Source organism: Streptomyces sp. NPDC048352, from assembly GCF_040651895.1.
Lineage (GTDB): Bacteria > Actinomycetota > Actinomycetes > Streptomycetales > Streptomycetaceae > Streptomyces.
Map to the genome: position 1 here is coordinate 120,884 of NZ_JBEZKZ010000005.1, position 18,049 is coordinate 138,932.

Here is an 18,049-nt window from a genome sequence, read left to right on the forward strand (position 1 = left end):
CCGGTCCGCCCGCCGGGTCGGCCGCGGTTTTCCGCGGCGGCGGCGTCCGGGCCGCTCAGTGCCGGTACCAGTCCCCGGATGCCGGGAGGGAGCGGCGCAGGTAGTCCTCCAGGCCGGCCGCCGCCCAGGCGCGGGTGTCGGTTTCGTGGTCCCAGACGAAGACGTCCGGGCGCGGGGGGATCCGGACGGCGGCGAACCGGTCCCCGCCGCCGTTGTCCCCGAAGAACAGCAGCGGTTCGAAGGGCATGTACAGGGCCGCGAGTTCCGGGGAGTTCCGCAGCTCCGCGTTGTCCCGGGCGATCCGCCCGGCGCTCCAGACGACGTCGGTGCCGTGCCGTCCGACGACCCCGTCGCACGCGCGCAGCAGGTCCGCGAGGCCGGCCGGCAGCGGCTGCCCGAGCGCCCGCTCGACCGCGGCCAGCTCCGCCTCGTCCGCCGGCCCGCCGAGCTCCGCCTGCGGCAGCAGCCCGAGGATCAGCTCGCGCCAGTTCACAGCCGGGCGCGCAGGGCCGGGTGGTCCGCGACCACCGTGCAGGAGCCCGGGGCGATCTCCGTGAAGCCGGCGTCGCGGACCACCGGGAGCCCGCTCCCGCTCAGCTCCGGCCACCGCTCGCGCGGGGCGGTGCGTACCGCCAGGCGGAAGCCGGAGGCCCGCCACAGGGCACGCTCGGCCGCGGTCAGCTCCCACCAGGCCAGCTGCGCCGCGTGCCCGGCCTGGGCCATGGCCTTGCCGGCGGACATGCCGAGGTCCGGGTTCAGCCACAGCACCGGGACCCCCGGTCCGGCCGGCCCCGGCGGCTCGGGGTCGTCCAGTTCGGTGCCCGACACCTGGAGCTTGGCCAGCTCCTTGGGCCAGCCGTCCAGCGGCACCGGCGGGAAGACCCGGACCTCGGACGCCTCACCCTCCACGGTGACTCCCGGCAGGGTCCCCGCCTTGCGCCACTCCGCCCCGCGGGCCCGCCGCACCACCTTGCGGATCCGGGCGTCCTGCCAGTCGCGCACGGCCCGGGCCCATGCGCCGTCGCCGTGCGCCCGCTCGTCGGTCAGCAGGACCAGCACCGCACGGGCCGCCGTCTCCAGCGCGTCGGTCCGCGCCGGCGGGTCGGTCTTCTCGATCCGCACCACCAGGGGCAGGACGAACTGCGGGGCCTCGTCGCGCAGGGCGTGTTCGCGCCGGAAGCCGCTGTCCGCGCCGACCGCGGGTACGTCTGTGGTGTCGTTCGTGTGCTGGCTGCTCATCCCGTCAAGGATGCCAGGCTCCGCCTTCAGGAGGATGTCCCGGGTGGCGGGCGCGGGCGAGGATCGGGTCCATGAAGAGCGACCTTTTCGCGAGCGACCACCTCGCACAGCCGTCTGCCGCACCCGGTATGACCCTGCAGAACCCCAAGTCCGTCAAATACGCCGTCAACGGCGAGATGATCGCCCGCCAGGGCTCGATGGTCGCCTTCCGCGGCAACCTCCAGTTCGAGCGCAAGGGCCAGGGCATCGGCGGCATGCTCAAGCGGGCCGTCACCGGCGAGGGGCTCGCGCTGATGTCCGTACGCGGCCAGGGCGAGGCGTGGTTCGCGCACCGGGCCGGTCACTGCTTCATCATCGACTTCGAGCCCGGCGACGCCCTGACCGTCAACGGGCGCAACGTCCTGTGCTTCGACCCGACGCTGTCCTACGAGATCAAGATGCTCAAGGGCGCCGGCATGACCGGCGGCGGCCTCTTCAACAGCCTCTTCACCGGCACCGGCAAGCTCGCCGTGGTCTGCGACGGCAACCCGATCATCATCCCGGTCACTCCCCAGGCGCCGGTGTACGTGGACACGGACGCGGTCGTCGGCTGGAGCGCGGCACTGGAGACGGGGCTGCACCGCTCCCAGTCGGTCGGCTCCATGATCCGGGGCGGCTCCGGCGAGGCCATCCAGCTGAAGCTGAGCGGCGAGGGCTTCGTCATCGTCCGGCCCAGCGAGCTCACCGAGACACCGGCCGCGCACTGAGGCTCACCGAGGTGGGCCGCCGCTACGGCAGGCGCCGGCCCTGGGTGCTGCGCGGGGTCACGGCGGAGCTGCCGGCCGGGGCCCTCGTCCGCGTCGAAGGCGGCAACGGCGGCGGCAAGTCCACCCTGCTGCGCATCCTCGCCGGCATCGACACGCCGACCGAGGGCCGCGTCGAGGGCCGCCCGCCGCGCACCGCCTACGTCCCCGAACGCTTCCCGGCGGCCCTGCCGCTGACGGCGGGCGCGTACCTGACCCACCTGGGCCGGGTGCAGGGCCTGCCGCGCGGGCGGGCGGCCCGGCGGGCGGCCGAGGAGCTGGAGCGGTTCGGCGCCGCCGCCCACGCCCGCACCCCGATGGCCGAACTGTCCAAGGGCACCAGCCAGAAGGTCGCGGTCGCCCAGGCCCTGCTCGCCGCGCCCGGGCTGCTCGTCCTCGACGAGGCGTGGACCGGGCTGGACGCGCCCGCGCGGGCGGAGCTGGACCGCGCCGTCGCCGAACGCACCGCCGCCGGGGGCACGGTGGTGTTCGTCGACCACGACCCCGCCCGGCTCGCCGGTCTGCCCGACGCCCACTACCGGGTGCGCGGCGGCACGCTGCTGCCCGCGGCCCCGCCCGCCGGGAGCCGCGTACCGGCCGTACGGATCCACGCGGCCGGCCCGCCCGGCGCCGCCCTGCCGCCGGGCCTGTCCGCCGCGCCCGCCCCCGGCGGCGGGGTCCTGCTGACCGTGGACGCCGACCGCTCCGACGCCGTGCTGCGTGAGCTGCTCACCGCGCACCCGCCCTGGCACATCCGCGCCGTGGAGGAACTCCCGTGACCCTGACCGCCCTGATGCACTACCAGGGCGCCCTGCTGCTGCGCTCGCAGCGCTGGATCGCCCCGCTCGTCCTGTACGCGGCGTTCCTGGCCGTCGGGATCCGCTCCGGCGACCCGGCGCCGGACGCCCTCGGCTACGCGGCGGCGGGACTGGTGCCGGTGACCGCCTGGCTGGTGCGGATCTGCGTCACGGCGGAACCCCCGGCCGCCCGTGCCTGCTCCGCCGCCGCGGCCGGGCCGGTACGGGTGCATGCGGCGACGCTGCTGACCGCGCTGGCCGGAGCCCTGCTCGCCGGGGCGGCGGGGGCCGCGTACGCCGTGCTGCTCGGCGACCTCGAACGCCGCCCGGCCGCCGGGACGGTCCTCGCCGGAGCGGTGGCGGTGGCGGTGTGCGCCCTGACGGGGGCGGCGGTGGGCGCGGTGTGCAGCAGGCCGCTGGTGCGGGGGCGCGGCCTGGCGGTCCTCGCCGGCGGCGTCGGCTCGCTGCTGGCCTGGGTCGTGGCCGTCTCCCCGGCCCGCGTCGCGGTGTCCGCCCTGGTCGAGGCCGCCCGGTCGGACACCGTTCCGCTCCCGCTGGGCGCCCTGGCGGGGGCGCTGCTGCTGGCGGGGGCGGCGGGCGCGGCGTCCGCCCTCGCCAGCGCCCGCCGCAGCTGACCCGGGACGCGGAGCCGGCTGGGGGCCCGGAGCCGGTTCAGGGAGGGAAGCCCTACTTCCCCATCAGCTCCGAGACCTTCACGAAGCGGAAGCCGCGCTTCCGCAGTTCCGGGACGATCCTCTGAACCGCCTCCCCGGTCACCGGGGCCGCGCTGCGCGTGCAGTGCATGACCACCACCGAACCGGGCTTCACCCCGGCCAGCACCTGCTCCACCACCGCGTCGGGGTCCTTGGCGAAGGCGTCCCCGCTGACCACGTCCCACTGCACCGCGGTCACCCGGGCGGCGGACAGGGCCCGCAGCGCCCGGTCGTCGTAGCAGCCCCCGGGGAAGCGGAAGTACGGCACCGTGTTGACCGCCCCCGCCTTCCTGAACGCCGCGAAGGCCCGCTCCACGTCGGCCCGCGCCGCCTCGCCGTCCAGCGCGGGAAGCCCGTAGCAGGGGGTCGTGAAGGCGTGGTGGCTGTACGAGTGGTTGGCGATCTCGAAGTTCGGGTCCGTGCCGATGGACCTGGCCTGCTCGGGGTACTCCTCGGCCCAGCGGCCCGTCATGAAGACCGTCGACGGCACCTTCAGCCGGCGCAGGGCGTCGATCAGCTCCGGGTTGTCGAACCGTTCCCCCGAGGCGGCGCGCGGCCCCTGGTCGGAGGTCATGTCCGCGTCGAAGGTCAGCGCCACCGTCTTGTCGGCGCGCTGACGGGCCCGCTCGAAGACCGGGGTCAGGCCGTTCGGGCCGGGGGCCAGGGTCGGCACCCGGGCGGGCGCGCCGGGCACCGGCGCGGCGGTCGGGGCCGTCGGGGCGGAGGGGGAGGGCCGGGCGGGCGCGGCGGGGCCGGAGCCCTGGGGGCTGGCCAGCCGGGCCGCTCCCGCGCCCTGCGGGGCGCCGGAGGGGCCGCCCGCGCATCCCGCGAGGGCGGCGCCCAGCACCGCCACGGCCGCTACTGTGCGTACGGAAGGGGTCACGTACGCAAAATATATGACTATGTGGCAAGCAGGCGTTTACGGCACTCCTGCACGTCGAAGTCACCCGGCGGATACGCCGGACCGATGGCCTCCAAGTGCTCCAGCAGCAGCTTGCCGACCGCCCAGTTCCGGTACCACTTGCGGTCCGCCGGGACCACGTACCAGGGCGCCGCCTCCGAGGAGCAGCGCTCCAGCGCCACCTCGTACGCCCGCTGGTACGCCGGCCACATCGCGCGGTCCTCGATGTCCCCGGTGCTGAACTTCCAGTGCTTGTCGGGGTTGTCGAGCCGGGCCAGCAGCCGCTCGCGCTGTTCCTCGTAGCCGATGTGGAGGAAGACCTTCACCAGGGTCACGCCGTCGTCGGCGAGGGACTGCTCGAACTCGTTGATCTCCTCGTAGCGCCGCTCCAGCCGGTCGTGCGGGACCAGCTCGCGGACCCGGGCCACCAGGACGTCCTCGTAGTGCGAGCGGTCGAAGATGCCGATCTCGCCGGGCAGCGGGAGGGCCCTGGTGATCCGCCAGAGGAAGGAGTGCTCGCTCTCCTCCTTCGTGGGGGCCTTGAAGCCCTTGATCCGGCAGCCGGACGGGTTGAGGTGGCCGATCACGTGTTTGACGGTGCCGCCCTTGCCGCTGGTGTCCATGCCCTGGAGGATCAGCAGGACCCGGCGGCGGTCCCCGGCGGTGCTGGCCGCGTAGAGCCGCTCCTGGAGCGAGGCCAGCGGCCCGGCGAGCCGGGCGGTGGCGGAGACGGCTGCGGTCTTGTCGGCGGGACCGCCGGGCACGGCGGAGGGATCGAGGGCGCCGAGGTCCACGGGCCGCCCGGGCGCCAGCCTCAGCAGCGGCCCGAGGGCCGCGTCCTCGGGAGCCCCCTCGCCGTCCACGCGTGCCCTGCCGTCGCCGGCCCCGGCCACCGTCCCGGCCCTGCCGGCCTTGTCCTTCTTGGCCACCGCCATCCACCCCGATCCCGTCGGTTCCGTACGTTCCGGCAGGCGCCGGAGGTCACCGCCAGGGCCCGGTCACCGCGAAGGTGGTGCCCGGCGCGTAGGCGTTGACGTACATCGTCTGCCCGCCGGGCGAGAAGGTGACTCCCGCGAACTCGCCCCATTCCGGTGCCTCGGGCCCGCCGATGTCGTCCGCGTTGCGGGCCATCGGGTAGACCTCCCCGTCCGGGGTCACGCCGAGGACGTACTGGTCCCCGCCGCCGTCCTCGCACACCATCAGCCCCCCGTCGGGGGCCAGGCAGATGTTGTCGGGGGAGTCCCCGGGCAGGGCGGTGGCCGCCGCGGGGCCGAAGAGCACCTCCAGCCGGAGCCGGCCGCGCACCGGGTCGTGGAACCAGACCTGCCCGTGGTGGTCGGCGGCGGCCCCCTCGCCGCTGCGGGCGAAGCTGGAGACGAAGTACACCCCGGTGCCGCCCCAGTAGCAGCCCTCCAGCTTCTGCGCGTGGGTGATCCCGCGCGGGCCGAAGTCCTGGAACCGGACCGGCGTCCCGGCCGCCGAGGGATCCGGTACGCGGACCCACTCCACCGGGAACTCCGCCCCCGGCTCGTCCACCGCCGACAGGTCCGCCACCCCGGGCACGCGCAGGGCCTCGAGTACGCCGCCGGCCCGCAGGGAGCCGGGACCGCCGAGCGGCCGCGCCGGCAGGAAGCGGTAGAAGAGCCCGAAGGGCCGCACGAAGGCGTCCTCCGTCTCGTAGACCACCCCCCGGTACGGGTCCACGGCGACGGCCTCGTGGGCGAAGCGGCCCAGCGCGGTCAGCGGGACGGCGCCGAGCCGGTGCGGGTCGGCGGGGTCCACCTCGAAGACGTACCCGTGGTCGCGGGCGTACCCCGACTCCCCGGCCCGCTCCTCGGTCTCCTCGCAGCTCAGCCAGGTGTTCCAGGGGGTGCGGCCCCCCGCGCAGTTGACGGCGGTCCCGGCGAGGCCGACCCGCTCGCCGCGCACCGCGCCCGCCCGGTCGAGCTCCAGCACCGTGCAGCCGCCCAGGGCCCCGGGGTCGTACGTGAGCCCCTCCACGGCCGGGACGCGCAGCGCGGCGGTGGCCCGGTTCTCGTGGTTGCGGACGAGGCGGATCCGGCCGCCGCCCGCACCGAAGGCGGCCATGCCGTCGCAGTTGGCCGGCACCGTGCCCTCGCCCGAGCGCAGCTGGTCACCGGCGCGCGAGAGCACCCGGTACGAGAACCCCGCGGGCAGGTCCAGCAGCCCGCGCGGGTCGGGCAGCAGCGGCCCGTAACCCCGCGCGGAGGCCCGGGCGGCGCCGGCGCTCCCGGCGAAGAGCGCCCCGAGGGCCCCGCTGAAGGCGATCGTGCCGGCCGCGAGCAGGCTGCGTCGGGTGACGGACATCGGCAACTCCCCGGTGGACGGCTGGAGATGTGACCGGCCCGTGGTACCACGGCGCGCCGTGTCGGGGCCCGCGACGCGTGCGCCGGGGGCGGCCCGTCACCCCACCGGGCCCCGGACACGCGGGCGGGGGCCCGGCGGTGGTGCGGGGGATCAGGCGAGCTTGGCGCTCAGGGTGATCGTCGTACCCGTCAGCGCCTGGCTGACGGGGCAGTTCTTCTTGGCGTCCTCGGCGGCGGCGACGAAGGCGTCGTTGTCGATGCCCGGGACATCGCCCTCCACCGTCAGGTGGATGCCGGTGATGCCCTCACCGGGCTGGAAGGTCACGTCGGCCTTGGTCTCCAGGCGGGTGGGCGGATTGCCCGCGCCCGCGAGCCCGTGCGACAGGGCCATCGAGAAGCAGCTGGAGTGGGCGGCGGCGATCAGCTCCTCCGGGCTGGTCTTGCCGTTCGCGGCCTCCGTACGGGCGGGCCAGGAGACGTCGAACGAACCGAGGCCCGAGGAGTCGAGGGTGGCGACTCCCTTGCCCTTGAGCAGGTCGCCTTCCCAGACGGTGTGCGCGTGACGCGTGGTGGCCATGGTGATCCCTTCGCAGAAGTGGAAACGGCCGGGCCGCGAGGAGCGCCCGGCCGTGCCAAACCTACTGCGAGACCAGGGGTTTCGCGTCGCGTGCGAGTGCGGTGAGCCGCGATATGGCTCGGAAGTACTTCTTCCGGTAACCGCCGCCCAGCATCTCGTCACTGAAGAGCTTGTCGAAGGGCACGCCGGAGGCCAGCACCGGGACCTCGCGGTCGTACAGCCGGTCGGCCAGCACCACCAGGCGCAGCGCCGTCGACTGGTCCGGCACCGGGACGACGTCGGTCAGGCAGACCGCCGCTATGCCGTCCGTGAGTGCCCCGTAGCGGCTCGGGTGGACCTTCGCCAGGTGCTCCAGCAGGCCCGGGAAGTCGTCGAGGCTCGCGCCCGGGGTGGCGTACGCGGCCTTGGCGACCTGCTCGTCGGAGAACGGCGCCGGGGCTTCGGGCAGGCCGCGGTGGCGGTAGTCCTGGCCGTCGATGCGCAGCGGCCGGAAGTGGGCGGACAGCCCCTGGATCTCGCGCAGGAAGTCGGCGGCGGCGAAGCGGCCCTCGCCGAGCTTGCCGGGCAGCGTGTTGGAGGTGGCGGCCAGCGCCACGCCCTGCTCCACGAGACGGCTGAGCAGCGAGGACACCAGCACGGTGTCGCCCGGGTCGTCGAGCTCGAATTCGTCGATGCACAGCAGCCGGTGTCCGCCCAGGGTCTGCACGGTCTGCTGGAAGCCGAGCGCGCCGACCAGGTTCGTCAGCTCCACGAAGGTGCCGAAGGCCTTGAGCGCGGGCTCGGCGGGGGTGGCGTGCCAGAGGGAGGCGAGCAGGTGGGTCTTGCCGACGCCGTAGCCGCCGTCGAGGTAGACCCCGCGGGGGCCCGCGGCGGGGGCGGCCGCCTTCCTGCCGAACCACTTGCGCCGGCCGGCACCGCTGGCGTGGGCCCCGCCCAGGCCGGCGGCGAAGCCGCTCAGCACGGTGACGGCCTCGGCCTGGCTCGGCTGGGCGGGGTCGGGCTCGTAGGTGTCGAAGCGCACCGAGTCGAAGCGGGGCGGCGGGACCATCTCGGCCACCAGCCGTTCGGCGGGCACGCGCGGCGCGCGGGCGCACAGGGCGAGGGGGCCCGCGTCGGCTATCGGGGGCTGCCCGGAGGCAGGACCGGAGGTGGAGAGTGATGTTGACACAGCTCTTAACTCTACGGGGCGTGTCACACTGCACCGATGCGACGCCTGTTCCCTGTGACCGATCAGACAGCCGCCACACCGCGGGACCTCGCCGACCATGAGTGGTCGCTGGACGAGATCGCGGACGCCTACGCGTACCCCGAGCTGGAGCCCGGTGCCCACTGGCTGCGCGCGAACATGGTCTCCACCCTGGACGGGGCCGCCCAGCACGACGGCCGCTCGCATCCCATCTCCGGCGAGACGGACATGCGGATCTTCGGCACCCTGCGGGCCCTGGCCGACGTCGTGGTCGTGGGGGCCGAAACGGTTCGCCAGGAGGGCTACCGCCCGGCCCGGGCCCGGGAGGCCTTCGCCGCCCGGCGCGCGGCCGCCGGGCAGGGCCCCGCGCCCGTCATCGCGGTGGTCACCGCGAGCCTGGACCTGGACTTCGGACTGCCCCTGTTCACCGCGCCCCTCGTGCCCACCCTGGTGGTCACCGGCGCCGGCGCCCCCGCCGACCGGGTGGCGCAGGCGACCGCGGCCGGGGCCGAGGTCGTGGTGGCGGGCGAGGGGGCCGCGGTGGACCCGGCACGGGCGGTGCGCGAGCTGTCCGCGCGCGGGTTGCGCCGCCAGCTGACGGAGGGCGGGCCCCGGCTGCTGGGCCAGTTCGTGGCCGCGGACGTGCTGGACGAGCTGTGCCTGACGATCTCCCCGACGCTCACGGCGGGGGACGCCCAGCGGATCTCCGGCGGGCCCTCCGTCACGGTTCCGCACCGGCTCGCGCCGGCCTGCGTACTGGAAGAGGCCGGGTTCCTGTTCACCAGTTACCGTCGGATCTGAGAAGGGGCGGAATTTCGCGTTCCGCTTAGCTTCCGACGGGCACATACCTGGGCACAGATATCCGCGTGGCTCCGCGCGACAGCGGGGCAGGATGGTTTCCGCAGGGGCCGGCCGACCGGTCTCGGCCCATGAAGGAGAGGGCGTCCGTGTTCACGAGCGTATTGATGATCGAGCAGCCGCTGACCACGGTGGACGTGGACTTCGTCACCACCCTGCACGGAGACGACCCGGTCTCCTTCATCGTCCTGATGCAACCCAGGGGCGACCAGGACCGACTGCTCCGCGCCATCGACGACGTCGCGCTCGGCGAGCTGCCCGAAGCCCTCCGCGAGGCCGACGAACCCGAGGGCGAGGCCGCCCGGGGCCCCGCCGCACACGCGCTCGCACACTCCCTCAACGCCCTGCGCGCCAAGGGCGCCAGGGCCGTCGGCCAGATCATCGAGGACCACCCCCTCGACAAGCTCAAGGCCGTCGTGGACGAGACCGGCGCCGACGAGGTGATCGTCCTGACCGCCCCCCACCTGGTCGAGGAGTTCTTCCACCGCGACTGGGCCTCCCGCGCCCGGCACAGGGTGGAGGTTCCGGTGCTCAAGCTCTTCGCCCACAACGAATAGGCTGGGGCGGACACACCCGCACTCGATCCTGGAGCGACCTGAATGAAGCCCGGCCTGCCGACCGCGATGGAACGGCCCCACTTCATCGGCATCGGCGGCGCCGGCATGTCCGGCATCGCGAAGATCCTCGCCCAGCGCGGTGCGCAGGTGGCCGGCAGCGACTCCCGCGACTCCGAGACCGCCCAGGCGCTGCGCGCCCACGGGGCCACGGTCCACATCGGGCACGCCGCCGGCCACCTCGCCACCGACGCCACCTGCGTCGTCGTCTCCAGCGCCATCCGCGCCGACAACCCCGAGCTGGCCCGCGCCGCCGAGCTCGGCATCCCGGTCGTGCACCGCTCGGACGCCCTCGCCTCCGTCATGGACGGCCTGCGCCCCATCGCGGTCGCCGGCACCCACGGCAAGACCACCACCACCTCGATGCTGGCCGTAGCGCTCGGCGCCCTGGGCCTGGACCCCTCGTACGCCATCGGCGGCGACCTGGACGCCCCCGGCTCCAACGCCCACCACGGCGAGGGCGACGTCTTCGTGGCCGAGGCGGACGAGAGCGACCGCAGCTTCCACAAGTACTCCCCGCAGGTCGCGATCATCCTCAACGCGGAGCTCGACCACCACGCGAACTACGCGTCGATGGAAGAGATCTACGAGTCCTTCGAGACCTTCGTCGGCAAGATCGTCCCCGGTGGCACCCTCGTCGTCGCCCACGGCCAGGAGGGCGCCGCCGAGATCGCCGGCCGCGTCAGCGGCAACCCCGGGCTGACCGTCACGACGTACGGTGAGGAGGAGACCGCCGACGTCTGGATCCGCAAGGTCACCCCCCGGGGCCTGACCAGCGAGGTCTCCGTCGTGATCGACGGCCGCGAGATCGTCTTCACCGTCTCCGTGCCCGGCCGCCACTACGCCCACAACGCCGTCGCCGCCCTCGCCGCCGGCGTCGCCCTCGGCATCTCGGCCGACGACCTGGCCGCCGCGCTCGGCAAGTACACCGGCGTCAAGCGCCGCCTCCAGCTCAAGGGCGAGGCCGCCGGAGTGCAGGTCATCGACTCCTACGCGCACCACCCCACCGAGATGACCGCCGACCTGGAGGCCATCCGCGGCGCCGCCGGGGACTCCCGCATCCTGGTCGTCTTCCAGCCCCACCTCTTCTCCCGCACCCAGGAACTGGGCAAGGAGATGGGCCAGGCCCTCGCCCTGGCCGACGCCTCCGTGGTCCTCGACATCTACCCGGCCCGCGAGGACCCGGTCCCCGGCGTCACCAGCGAGCTGATCATCTCCGCCGCCCGGGCCGCCGGCGCCGACGTCACCCCCGAGCACGACAAGGACGCCGTCGCCGACGTCATCGCGGGAATGGCCAAGCCCGGCGATCTCGTTCTCACCATGGGCGCGGGCGACGTCACGGACCTGGGACCGCACATCCTGGACAGGATCCGTCTCGCCCACCTGTCGAACTAAGGGAGCGATGGAGTCATGGCGTACGAGGTCCAGAAGACGGACGAGCAGTGGCAGGCGGAGCTGACACCGTCGGAGTACCAGGTGCTGCGCCTCGCCGGCACCGAGCCCGCCTTCCGCGGTGAGTACACCGACACCACGACGGAGGGCGTCTACTCCTGCCGCGGCTGCGGCGCCGAGCTCTTCCGCTCCTCGGAGAAGTTCGCATCGCACTGCGGCTGGCCGTCCTTCTACGACCCGAAGGACACCGACGCGGTCGAGCTGAAGGCCGACACCTCGCACGGCATGGTCCGCACCGAGGTCCTCTGCGCCACGTGCGGCTCCCACCTCGGCCACGTCTTCGAGGGCGAGGGCTACCCGACCCCCACCGACCAGCGGTACTGCATCAACAGCATCTCCCTGCGGCTCACGCCGACCGAGGGCTGAGGTAGTCCGCCAGGGTCCGCCGCGGGGTCCAGCCCTGCGCGCGGGCCCTGGCCAGGTCCAGGACCACCGGGTGCGCCAGCTGGTCCACCGCGTAGCGGCTCAGGGCCGGCTCGGTGCCGGTCAGGCGGGCCAGGCGCTCCGCCGTACGGGCCGCCGCCCCCGCCACCGGGAGCGGGAGGTGGCGGATCCGGGCGCGGACGCCGTGGGCGCGCAGGACCGCCCCGACCGCCGCGTCCCGGGCGTACGGGGCCGCGTCCGCCACGTTGTACGCGCCCGGGGCCCAGCCGGGCGCCGCCAGGCAGGCGTCCGCCAGGTTCTCCACCGCCGTCAGGCTCAGTTCCACGTCCGGGCCAGGCAGCAGCAGGGTGCCGGCGCGCACCCGCGCCAGCAGACGGGGCAGGAGCTGGGTGTCGCCCGGGCCGTAGACCGCCCTCGGACGCAGCACCACGGCCCCCGCCTCCAGCGCCAGGGCCTCGCCCGCCGCCTTCGTACGGCCGTAGGCGTTGAGGTGGCCCGTACGCGGGTGGTCCTCCGTGACGCGGGCCCGGTCGCGGCGAGGGTCGTAGACGCTCGCGCTGCTCACCCACACCACCGGCCGGCCGGCAGCCGCGCGCAGCAGCCGCGCCGTGCCGTCCACGTTGACGGCGCGCATGGCCGCCTCCGCCCGCGAGCCCGGCGCCGGATCACCCACCGCCGCCGCGCAGTGCACCACGACGTCCACCCCCGACAGGTCCGGCCCGGCCGACGCCGCGTCCCAGAACCGGTGCACGCCCAGCGGGCCCGGCCGGCGGCCCAGGCAGACCACCGGGTGCCCGGCCGCCGCCGCCGCGCGGGCGACGTGCCCCCCGCAGAAGCCGCTCGCCCCCGTCACCGCGATCCTCACCGGCTCGCCTCCACCGTCAGCACCCGCCACCCCGGCAGCGCCGCACGCCGGTCCACCCGGGAGCGCGTCACCACCGGCCGGTACGGAGCCAGCGCCTCCAGCACGTCCTCCAGCAGGACGGTCGCCAGCCGTGCCCCCGGGCACACGTGCGGCCCCGCCCCGAACACCAGCCGCGCCGCCCCCGGCCCGGCCGGGTCCCGCCCGTCCGGATCCCGCCGGTGCGCCCCCGCCGCGTGCCGGGCCACCAGCAGCAGCCGGTCCCCGCCCCGCACCGGGCAGCCCTCGACCGTCCCCGCTCCCGCCGCGACCCGGGGCAGCACCGGCGAGGCCGCGGTCACCCGCAGCAGCTCCTGCGCCAGCCGGGGCCGCACCCCCGCGTCCGCGGCCTGCCCCCACAGCCCGGCGTCCGCGCACCAGGCGACCGCCCGGGGCACCGCCGCCACGGTGGTGTTCACCGCGGCCACCGCCACCATCGCGTCCAGGGCGTCCCCGCCGCCCAGCAGCCCCCGCAGGCGCCCCGCCGCCCGGGCCGCCGCGGCCGCCGCCCCGGGCCTCGGCGGGCCCGGCAGGTGGCTGCGCACCGAGGCCGCCGCGGCATCGGCGGCCGCCCGCGCCAGCGCCCGCGGCTCGGCCCCGCTCTCCAGCAGGGCCCCCGCCACCGTGCCGGCCAGCTCCCGCGCCAGGGCCGCCACGTCCACCTCCGCGCCCCGGCCCAGCGGCGCGCAACCCGGCTCCAGCAGCGGCCGCCACCGCGCGCGCAGCCCCTCCACCCCGGCCGCGCCGAGGCCCTCCGCGAGCGAGCGCCGGCCGGCCCGGTGCCCGCCGCCCTCCTGGTCGAACAGCACCCCGCCGGCCCCGCGCAGCGCCTCCCGTGCGGCCCCGCCCGTGGTCCCGGCCGCCGTGCGGTCCAGCGGGATCCGGGTCAGCGCCTCCCGGTAGGCGTCGGCGCCGTGCACCAGCACCGTGCCGCCGATCCGGCGTACGGCCCGCCCGCGGGTGGCGGCGAGCAGCCCGAACAGCAGGGGGTGGCTGCGCAGGTAGACCCTGCGGTCGCGCCGGCGCGCCCGGTCGTGGCTGGTCATCGGACGTGGACCTCTTTCGTGTCGGCGGGCCGGTAACGCCGGTCCCAGTACCAGAGCAGGGTGCGCCGCGCACCCCAGGACCGCAGCCGGCGCAGGCTGTTCTCCACCACCAGGTGCTCGGCGCGCACGATCCGCGCGCTGTGCTCGCGGGCCCGGTTGAGCAGCGTGACGTCCTCCGAGCCCTCCTCCAGCCGCTCGCGCGGGGTCCCGCCGCATCGCAGGTACAGCTCGGCGGTGATGCCGAGGTTGTGCCCGTGGCACAGCACGTACGGGGCCCGGTAGCGCGGACCGCGGTGCGCCGGCCGCCACCGCCCGTACAGCGCGGACAGCCGCACCAGCGCCGGCAGCAGCCGGGCCTCGGCGAAGCCCGGCCGCTCGTCGCGGCGCGGCACGCTCCGCCCGCACAGCACCTCGGCCCCCCGGCCGAACTCCGCCCGGGCGACGGCCGTCCAGTCCGGGGCCGGCAGGCAGTCCGCGTCCGTACGCAGCAGCAGGCGCGCCCCGGCGCGTACCGCGTGCCGGAAGCCGGTGTCGGCGGCCGTCCCCGCCCCCGGCTCGGGCTCGTGGACCAGCTCGACGGGGAACGGGGCCGACCGCGCGAACTCCCGTACGATCCGGGCCGTCCCGTCCGTGGAGGCGTTGTCGACCACCACCAGCGAGAAGGCGGTGTCCCGCTGCGCGGCCAGCGCCGCCAGGGTGCCCCCGACCGACGCCGCCTCGTTGTACGCCGGGACGACCACCCACAGGCTCACGGCCGCGTCCCCGACGCCGTCACCAGCCGGGCTGCCAGCGCCGAGACCGCCGCCCGGTCCGGCTTGCGCGAGCGCCCCGCCAGCGGGATCCGCGCGAACAGCAGCGCGTCGGGACGGGCCGTGCCCATCCGCCGCAGCGGCTCGGACAGCGCGGCCCGCAGGGCCGGCTCGGGCACGCCCGGCTGCGGCTGCACCACCGCCACCAGGCGCTCGTCCCCGTCGCCCGCCGGGACCCCGACGAGCACCCCCAGCTCCACCCCCGGCACGTGCAGGCCCGGCTCGTACAGGCCCGGGTAGATGTTCTCCGCCCGGCGCAGCACCATGTCCTTGCAGCGCCCCTCCAGCACGACCCGGCCGGCGCCGTCCAGGTGCGCCCGGTCCCCGGTGGCCACCCACGGATCGGGCGCCTCCCCCAGGTAGCGGTCCCGGGCCGCGGGGCCGGCCAGCAGCAGCTGCCCGCCCGCGTCCACGGCGGTCCGCACCCCGGGCAGCGGGGCCCCCACCAAGTCCCCGGTCCCGTCGAAGGCGTCCTTCTCCCGGGACTCCACCGCCGCCGCCGGGAACAGCTCGGTCAGCGCGTACACCCCCCACGCCTGCTCCGCGCCCGCCTCCCGGACCCGGCCGAGCAGGCCGGCGCTCGCCGGAGCCGAACCCGTCCACACCCGGCCCCCGAACCGCGCCCCGGCGCCGAGGGCGTCCCGCAGCTGCGGCGGGGTCAGGTAGGTGTCCCGCGGCCGCAGCCGGTCCAGCTGCCGGGCCAGCGTGGCCGGGGAGCGGGCCGGCAGCGCGACCGGCGCCCCGCATGTCAGCGAGGGCACCAGCACGAAGAAGGTGCCGCCCAGCACGGGTTCCCCACGGCCGGTCCCGGTGCCGAACAGCCCGGACACCGCCTCCATCCCGGCGGCCAGTCCCGCCCGGGTGTGCACCACGGCCCGGGGCCGCGAGGTGGTCCCGGAGGTGAACACGATCACCGCGTCGCCGTCCCCCTCGTACGGGGCCGGCACCCCCGCCCGCCGGGCCCCCCGCTCCAGCGCCGGCGCGCACCCCGGCAGCCGCGGCCCCACCGTGGCCACCGGCCCCAGCGCGGCCAGCTCCGGCAGTTCCAGCGCCGCCCGCCGGGCCAGCGGCCGGGCCCACCCCGCCACGGCCTGCGCGGGGGCGTCGGCCAGCACCAGCGCGGGCCGGGCCAGCGCGAGCCGGGCCCGCAGCACCTCGGCCCCGGCACCCGGGTCCAGCACGGCGCCGCGCAGCCCGAGCCGCCACAGCGCCAGCAGCACCGCGAGGGCGCGCGGCCCGGGCCGCACGGCCACCCCGACGGTGTCCCCGGCGCGCAGTCCGCGGGCGTGCAGCGCGGCGGCGAAGTCGTCGGCGAGCCCGGCGAGTTCGCCCCGGGTGGCGCGGACCCGGGTGCCGCCAGAACGGGTCGCGGAGAGTACGGCGGGCCGCTCGGGCCGGGCCCGCAGCGCGTGTTCGAGTCGGTCCAGCATCAGCGGGGGTCGTCCGTTCCGTGCGTGCCGCTGCCCTGGTCGAGGTACCAGCGGGCGGTCCCGGCGAGGCCGTACGCGCGCAGCCGGCGCGTGGAGTTCTCCACGACCATGCCCCGGCAGCGGGAGATCCGGTCGGTGTGGCGGCGCACCGCGTTCAGGAAGAGCCGGTCGGTAGGCGAAGGGCGCCGGGGCATCCCGCCCACGGCCAGGTACAGCTCGGCGGTGATGGCCATGTTGTTCCCCGCGTGCATCCGGTACGGCGCCCGGAAACCGTGCCGGCGGGCGTGCCCGGGCCGCAGCCGGCCGAACAGCGCGGCCAGTCCCACCAGGGCGGCGAAACCGGCCCGGCCCAGCGGGCCGTGCTCGTCGCGCCGCGCCGTGACCCGCCCGCACACCAGCCCGGGGCGGGCCGCCAGCGCCGCCCGCGCCGCACCCGTCCACCCGGGCCGGGGCAGGCAGTCCGCGTCCGTACGGGCCAGCAGGGTGGCGCCGTGCGCGATCGCGTACCGGAAGCCGGTGTCCACCGCGGAGCCGACGCCCTTCTCCGGCTCCTCGATCACCTCGACCGGGAAGGGCGCGTCCGCCGCGAACCCGCGCGCGACCCCGCCCGTGCCGTCCGCCGAGGCGTTGTCCACGACCAGCAGCGTGAAGTCCCGGTCCCGCTGCGCCGCCAGCGCCCGCAGGGTCCCGCCGAGCCGCGCCTCCTCCTCGTGCGCGGGCACCACCACCCACATGCGCCCGCTCACGCCTTCTCCCACACCATCGTCATGATGCTGATCCCGCCGCCCAGGCCGACGAACAGCACCCGCTCACCGGCGGCGAGCCCGGGGAAGACCCGCTCCAGCTGCACCCCGATACTGGCGCTCGCCACGTTGCCCAGCTCGGGCACCGTGACCACCAGCTTCCCGGCGGGCACCCCCGTCAGCTCCGCGAACCGCTCCAGGTACGGCACCGTCACCTGGTGGACGAGCACCTTGGCGAAACCGTCCCAGTCCATGCCCGTCCGGTGCAGCGTCCGGTCGATGACCGCCGTCCCCACCTTCTCGAAGACCCCGCGCAGCTCGTGCCCGTCGCCCTGGAAGTAGGTGTACGCGTCCCCGCGCGGGTGCCGCGACCCGCCGCCCGGGATGCCCCCGACCTCCCAGTGCTCCGAATGCGTCTCGCTGTCCACGTCCAGGATCCCGCCGCGCTCCACCTCCTCCAGCAGCACGGCCGCGCCCGCGTCGCCGAAGGTGTACCCCGCGAAACCGTTGCGGAACTCCGCGAAGTCGGCGGGGTCCATCCGCACCGCCCGGCTCGGCGTCTCCCCGGTGACCACGAGCGCCCGCCGGGCCCGCCCGGCCAGGACCGCGCTGCGGGCGAGGTCGATCCCGTTGACGAAGCTGTTGCAGGCGTTGGTGACGTCCACGGCGTGCGCCCGCGAGCCCAGCTCCGCCTGCACGATGTGGGCGGTGGCCGGCTCGACCAGGTCCCGCGAGGCGGAGGCGAAGACCAGCAGGTCCACGTCGAGCGGCGAGAGCCCGGCCGAGTCCAGCACCCGCCGGGCCGCGCCCGCCGCCAGCGTGGAGGCGTACACCCCCGGGCCCGCGACCCGCCGCGAGACGATCCCGGTGGCCTGCGTCAGGAGCCGCGCGGGCAGCGCCAGGCCACTGCGCCGGGACACCTCCCGCTGGAGGTCGTCGGAGGACAGCGCGTCCTCGGGCAGCAGGCTGGCGACGGCGGTGATGCCGACGCGCGGCCGCGGATCACATGACTGTATGGACATGCCCCCACGATGACGAGCGGACGCCGCCCGGACCTGAGTACGGATGCTCAGTTCCTGTGTGGGGGCGCTGAGTAGGACCCCGCTCTCCACCTCAGGGCGCACCTGATGGGGCGTCATGGGCCGTTGTGCGGCCGACGGGCCGGCCGTACCGTACCGGCAGCGGAGCGCGCGGGCCTTCCGTTCGCCCGCTGTACGGCCCGACGTCAGACGGGGATCTCCGTCAGGTACCCCGGGACCGCTGTCCTTGGGGCGCCCCTCGATCCCCCCT

20 protein-coding genes are annotated in these 18,049 nt (G+C 75.8%); 7 read left to right on the forward strand and 13 right to left on the reverse strand.

Annotated features, from left to right (window positions below):
• Positions 1-55: 55 nt before the first annotated feature.
• A complete protein-coding gene (locus tag AB0D45_RS04925) occupies positions 56-493 on the reverse strand; it encodes an SMI1/KNR4 family protein (RefSeq protein ID WP_362455310.1) in 438 nt (145 codons plus the stop codon).
• A complete protein-coding gene (locus tag AB0D45_RS04930) occupies positions 490-1,239 on the reverse strand; it encodes an aminoacyl-tRNA hydrolase (protein ID WP_362455311.1) in 750 nt (249 codons plus the stop codon). Before AB0D45_RS04930 ends, AB0D45_RS04925 begins: the two co-directional genes overlap by 4 nt.
• A 71-nt stretch (positions 1,240-1,310) precedes the next feature.
• Between AB0D45_RS04930 and AB0D45_RS04935 the strand changes: the two genes are divergently transcribed.
• Genes AB0D45_RS04935 through AB0D45_RS04945 form a run of 3 tightly spaced genes read left to right on the forward strand, consistent with a single transcriptional unit; the run spans position 1,311 to position 3,453 of the window.
• Positions 1,311-1,985 (forward strand): AIM24 family protein, encoded by a 675-nt coding sequence (locus tag AB0D45_RS04935; RefSeq protein ID WP_361610958.1) that lies wholly within the window; start codon positions 1,311-1,313, stop codon positions 1,983-1,985.
• Positions 1,982-2,800, forward strand: coding sequence for an ATP-binding cassette domain-containing protein (locus AB0D45_RS04940; RefSeq protein ID WP_362455344.1), 819 nt, complete (start codon positions 1,982-1,984; stop codon positions 2,798-2,800). The genes AB0D45_RS04935 and AB0D45_RS04940 overlap by 4 nt, the downstream gene beginning before the upstream one ends.
• The gene (locus AB0D45_RS04945) at positions 2,797-3,453 is read left to right on the forward strand and encodes an ABC transporter (protein ID WP_362455312.1); all 657 of its coding nucleotides are present in this window, start codon (positions 2,797-2,799) and stop codon (positions 3,451-3,453) included. The genes AB0D45_RS04940 and AB0D45_RS04945 overlap by 4 nt, the downstream gene beginning before the upstream one ends.
• A 52-nt stretch (positions 3,454-3,505) precedes the next feature.
• Here the strand turns inward: AB0D45_RS04945 and AB0D45_RS04950 are convergent, their stop codons facing one another.
• The 5 genes from AB0D45_RS04950 to zapE all read right to left on the reverse strand — a co-directional run bounded on the left by AB0D45_RS04950 (position 3,506) and on the right by zapE (position 8,504).
• Complete coding sequence (locus AB0D45_RS04950; RefSeq protein ID WP_362455313.1) at positions 3,506-4,414, reverse strand: polysaccharide deacetylase family protein; 909 nt, start codon at positions 4,412-4,414, stop codon at positions 3,506-3,508.
• A 17-nt stretch (positions 4,415-4,431) separates the two neighbouring features.
• Positions 4,432-5,367 (reverse strand): PPK2 family polyphosphate kinase, encoded by a 936-nt coding sequence (locus tag AB0D45_RS04955; RefSeq protein WP_362455314.1) that lies wholly within the window; start codon positions 5,365-5,367, stop codon positions 4,432-4,434.
• 46 nt (positions 5,368-5,413) lie between these two features.
• On the reverse strand, positions 5,414-6,760 hold the full coding sequence (locus tag AB0D45_RS04960) for an alkaline phosphatase PhoX (protein ID WP_362455315.1): 1,347 nt from the start codon (positions 6,758-6,760) through the stop codon (positions 5,414-5,416).
• A gap of 150 nt (positions 6,761-6,910) precedes the next feature.
• Entirely contained in the window at positions 6,911-7,336 is a 426-nt protein-coding gene (locus AB0D45_RS04965; RefSeq protein WP_362455316.1) for an OsmC family protein, read from the reverse strand.
• Between the two features lie 61 nt (positions 7,337-7,397).
• Positions 7,398-8,504 (reverse strand): cell division protein ZapE, encoded by a 1,107-nt coding sequence (gene zapE / locus AB0D45_RS04970; protein ID WP_361609161.1) that lies wholly within the window; start codon positions 8,502-8,504, stop codon positions 7,398-7,400.
• A 36-nt stretch (positions 8,505-8,540) separates the two neighbouring features.
• On the opposite strand from zapE, the gene AB0D45_RS04975 reads away from it, so the two are divergent.
• From AB0D45_RS04975 to msrB, 4 genes are all read left to right on the forward strand, one after another.
• Entirely contained in the window at positions 8,541-9,323 is a 783-nt protein-coding gene (locus AB0D45_RS04975) for a pyrimidine reductase family protein (RefSeq protein ID WP_362455317.1), read from the forward strand.
• 146 nt (positions 9,324-9,469) lie between these two features.
• The gene (locus AB0D45_RS04980; protein ID WP_361609157.1) at positions 9,470-9,937 is read left to right on the forward strand and encodes an indole-3-glycerol phosphate synthase; all 468 of its coding nucleotides are present in this window, start codon (positions 9,470-9,472) and stop codon (positions 9,935-9,937) included.
• Between the two features lie 42 nt (positions 9,938-9,979).
• On the forward strand, positions 9,980-11,389 hold the full coding sequence (gene murC / locus AB0D45_RS04985; protein WP_362455318.1) for a UDP-N-acetylmuramate--L-alanine ligase: 1,410 nt from the start codon (positions 9,980-9,982) through the stop codon (positions 11,387-11,389).
• Positions 11,390-11,404: 15 nt separating this feature from the next.
• Positions 11,405-11,812 (forward strand): peptide-methionine (R)-S-oxide reductase MsrB, encoded by a 408-nt coding sequence (gene msrB, locus AB0D45_RS04990; protein ID WP_361609153.1) that lies wholly within the window; start codon positions 11,405-11,407, stop codon positions 11,810-11,812.
• Here msrB and AB0D45_RS04995 read toward each other — a convergent pair.
• From AB0D45_RS04995 to AB0D45_RS05020, 6 genes are read right to left on the reverse strand one after another with little or no spacing between them, the layout of a single operon-like run.
• Positions 11,793-12,695, reverse strand: a complete 903-nt coding sequence (locus AB0D45_RS04995; protein WP_362455319.1) for an NAD-dependent epimerase/dehydratase family protein — start codon at positions 12,693-12,695, stop codon at positions 11,793-11,795. The genes msrB and AB0D45_RS04995 overlap by 20 nt on opposite strands.
• A complete protein-coding gene (locus AB0D45_RS05000; protein WP_362455320.1) occupies positions 12,692-13,777 on the reverse strand; it encodes a cytochrome P450 in 1,086 nt (361 codons plus the stop codon). The genes AB0D45_RS04995 and AB0D45_RS05000 overlap by 4 nt, the downstream gene beginning before the upstream one ends.
• Entirely contained in the window at positions 13,774-14,529 is a 756-nt protein-coding gene (locus AB0D45_RS05005; protein WP_362455321.1) for a glycosyltransferase family 2 protein, read from the reverse strand. Before AB0D45_RS05005 ends, AB0D45_RS05000 begins: the two co-directional genes overlap by 4 nt.
• Positions 14,526-16,016 (reverse strand): class I adenylate-forming enzyme family protein, encoded by a 1,491-nt coding sequence (locus tag AB0D45_RS05010; protein ID WP_362455322.1) that lies wholly within the window; start codon positions 16,014-16,016, stop codon positions 14,526-14,528. The genes AB0D45_RS05005 and AB0D45_RS05010 overlap by 4 nt, the downstream gene beginning before the upstream one ends.
• Complete coding sequence (locus tag AB0D45_RS05015) at positions 16,016-16,762, reverse strand: glycosyltransferase (RefSeq protein ID WP_362455323.1); 747 nt, start codon at positions 16,760-16,762, stop codon at positions 16,016-16,018. Before AB0D45_RS05015 ends, AB0D45_RS05010 begins: the two co-directional genes overlap by 1 nt.
• A complete protein-coding gene (locus tag AB0D45_RS05020) occupies positions 16,759-17,781 on the reverse strand; it encodes a ketoacyl-ACP synthase III (RefSeq protein WP_362455324.1) in 1,023 nt (340 codons plus the stop codon). The genes AB0D45_RS05015 and AB0D45_RS05020 overlap by 4 nt, the downstream gene beginning before the upstream one ends.
• Positions 17,782-18,049 lie beyond the last annotated feature (268 nt).

What these genes read in the sequence shown, in the direction of transcription:
- AB0D45_RS04960 (WP_362455315.1), bottom strand. Translation starts at nt 6,760, where the DNA reads ATGTCCGTCACCCGACGCAGCCTGCTCGCGGCCGGCACGATCGCCTTC.
- AB0D45_RS05000 (WP_362455320.1), bottom strand. Translation starts at nt 13,777, where the DNA reads ATGACCAGCCACGACCGGGCGCGCCGGCGCGACCGCAGGGTCTACCTG.
- AB0D45_RS04955 (WP_362455314.1), bottom strand. Translation starts at nt 5,367, where the DNA reads ATGGCGGTGGCCAAGAAGGACAAGGCCGGCAGGGCCGGGACGGTGGCC.
- msrB (WP_361609153.1), top strand. Translation starts at nt 11,405, where the DNA reads ATGGCGTACGAGGTCCAGAAGACGGACGAGCAGTGGCAGGCGGAGCTG.
- AB0D45_RS04935 (WP_361610958.1), top strand. Translation starts at nt 1,311, where the DNA reads ATGAAGAGCGACCTTTTCGCGAGCGACCACCTCGCACAGCCGTCTGCC.
- murC (WP_362455318.1), top strand. Translation starts at nt 9,980, where the DNA reads ATGAAGCCCGGCCTGCCGACCGCGATGGAACGGCCCCACTTCATCGGC.
- AB0D45_RS04930 (WP_362455311.1), bottom strand. Translation starts at nt 1,239, where the DNA reads ATGAGCAGCCAGCACACGAACGACACCACAGACGTACCCGCGGTCGGC.
- AB0D45_RS05010 (WP_362455322.1), bottom strand. Translation starts at nt 16,016, where the DNA reads ATGCTGGACCGACTCGAACACGCGCTGCGGGCCCGGCCCGAGCGGCCC.
- AB0D45_RS04965 (WP_362455316.1), bottom strand. Translation starts at nt 7,336, where the DNA reads ATGGCCACCACGCGTCACGCGCACACCGTCTGGGAAGGCGACCTGCTC.
- AB0D45_RS05020 (WP_362455324.1), bottom strand. Translation starts at nt 17,781, where the DNA reads ATGTCCATACAGTCATGTGATCCGCGGCCGCGCGTCGGCATCACCGCC.
- AB0D45_RS04975 (WP_362455317.1), top strand. Translation starts at nt 8,541, where the DNA reads ATGCGACGCCTGTTCCCTGTGACCGATCAGACAGCCGCCACACCGCGG.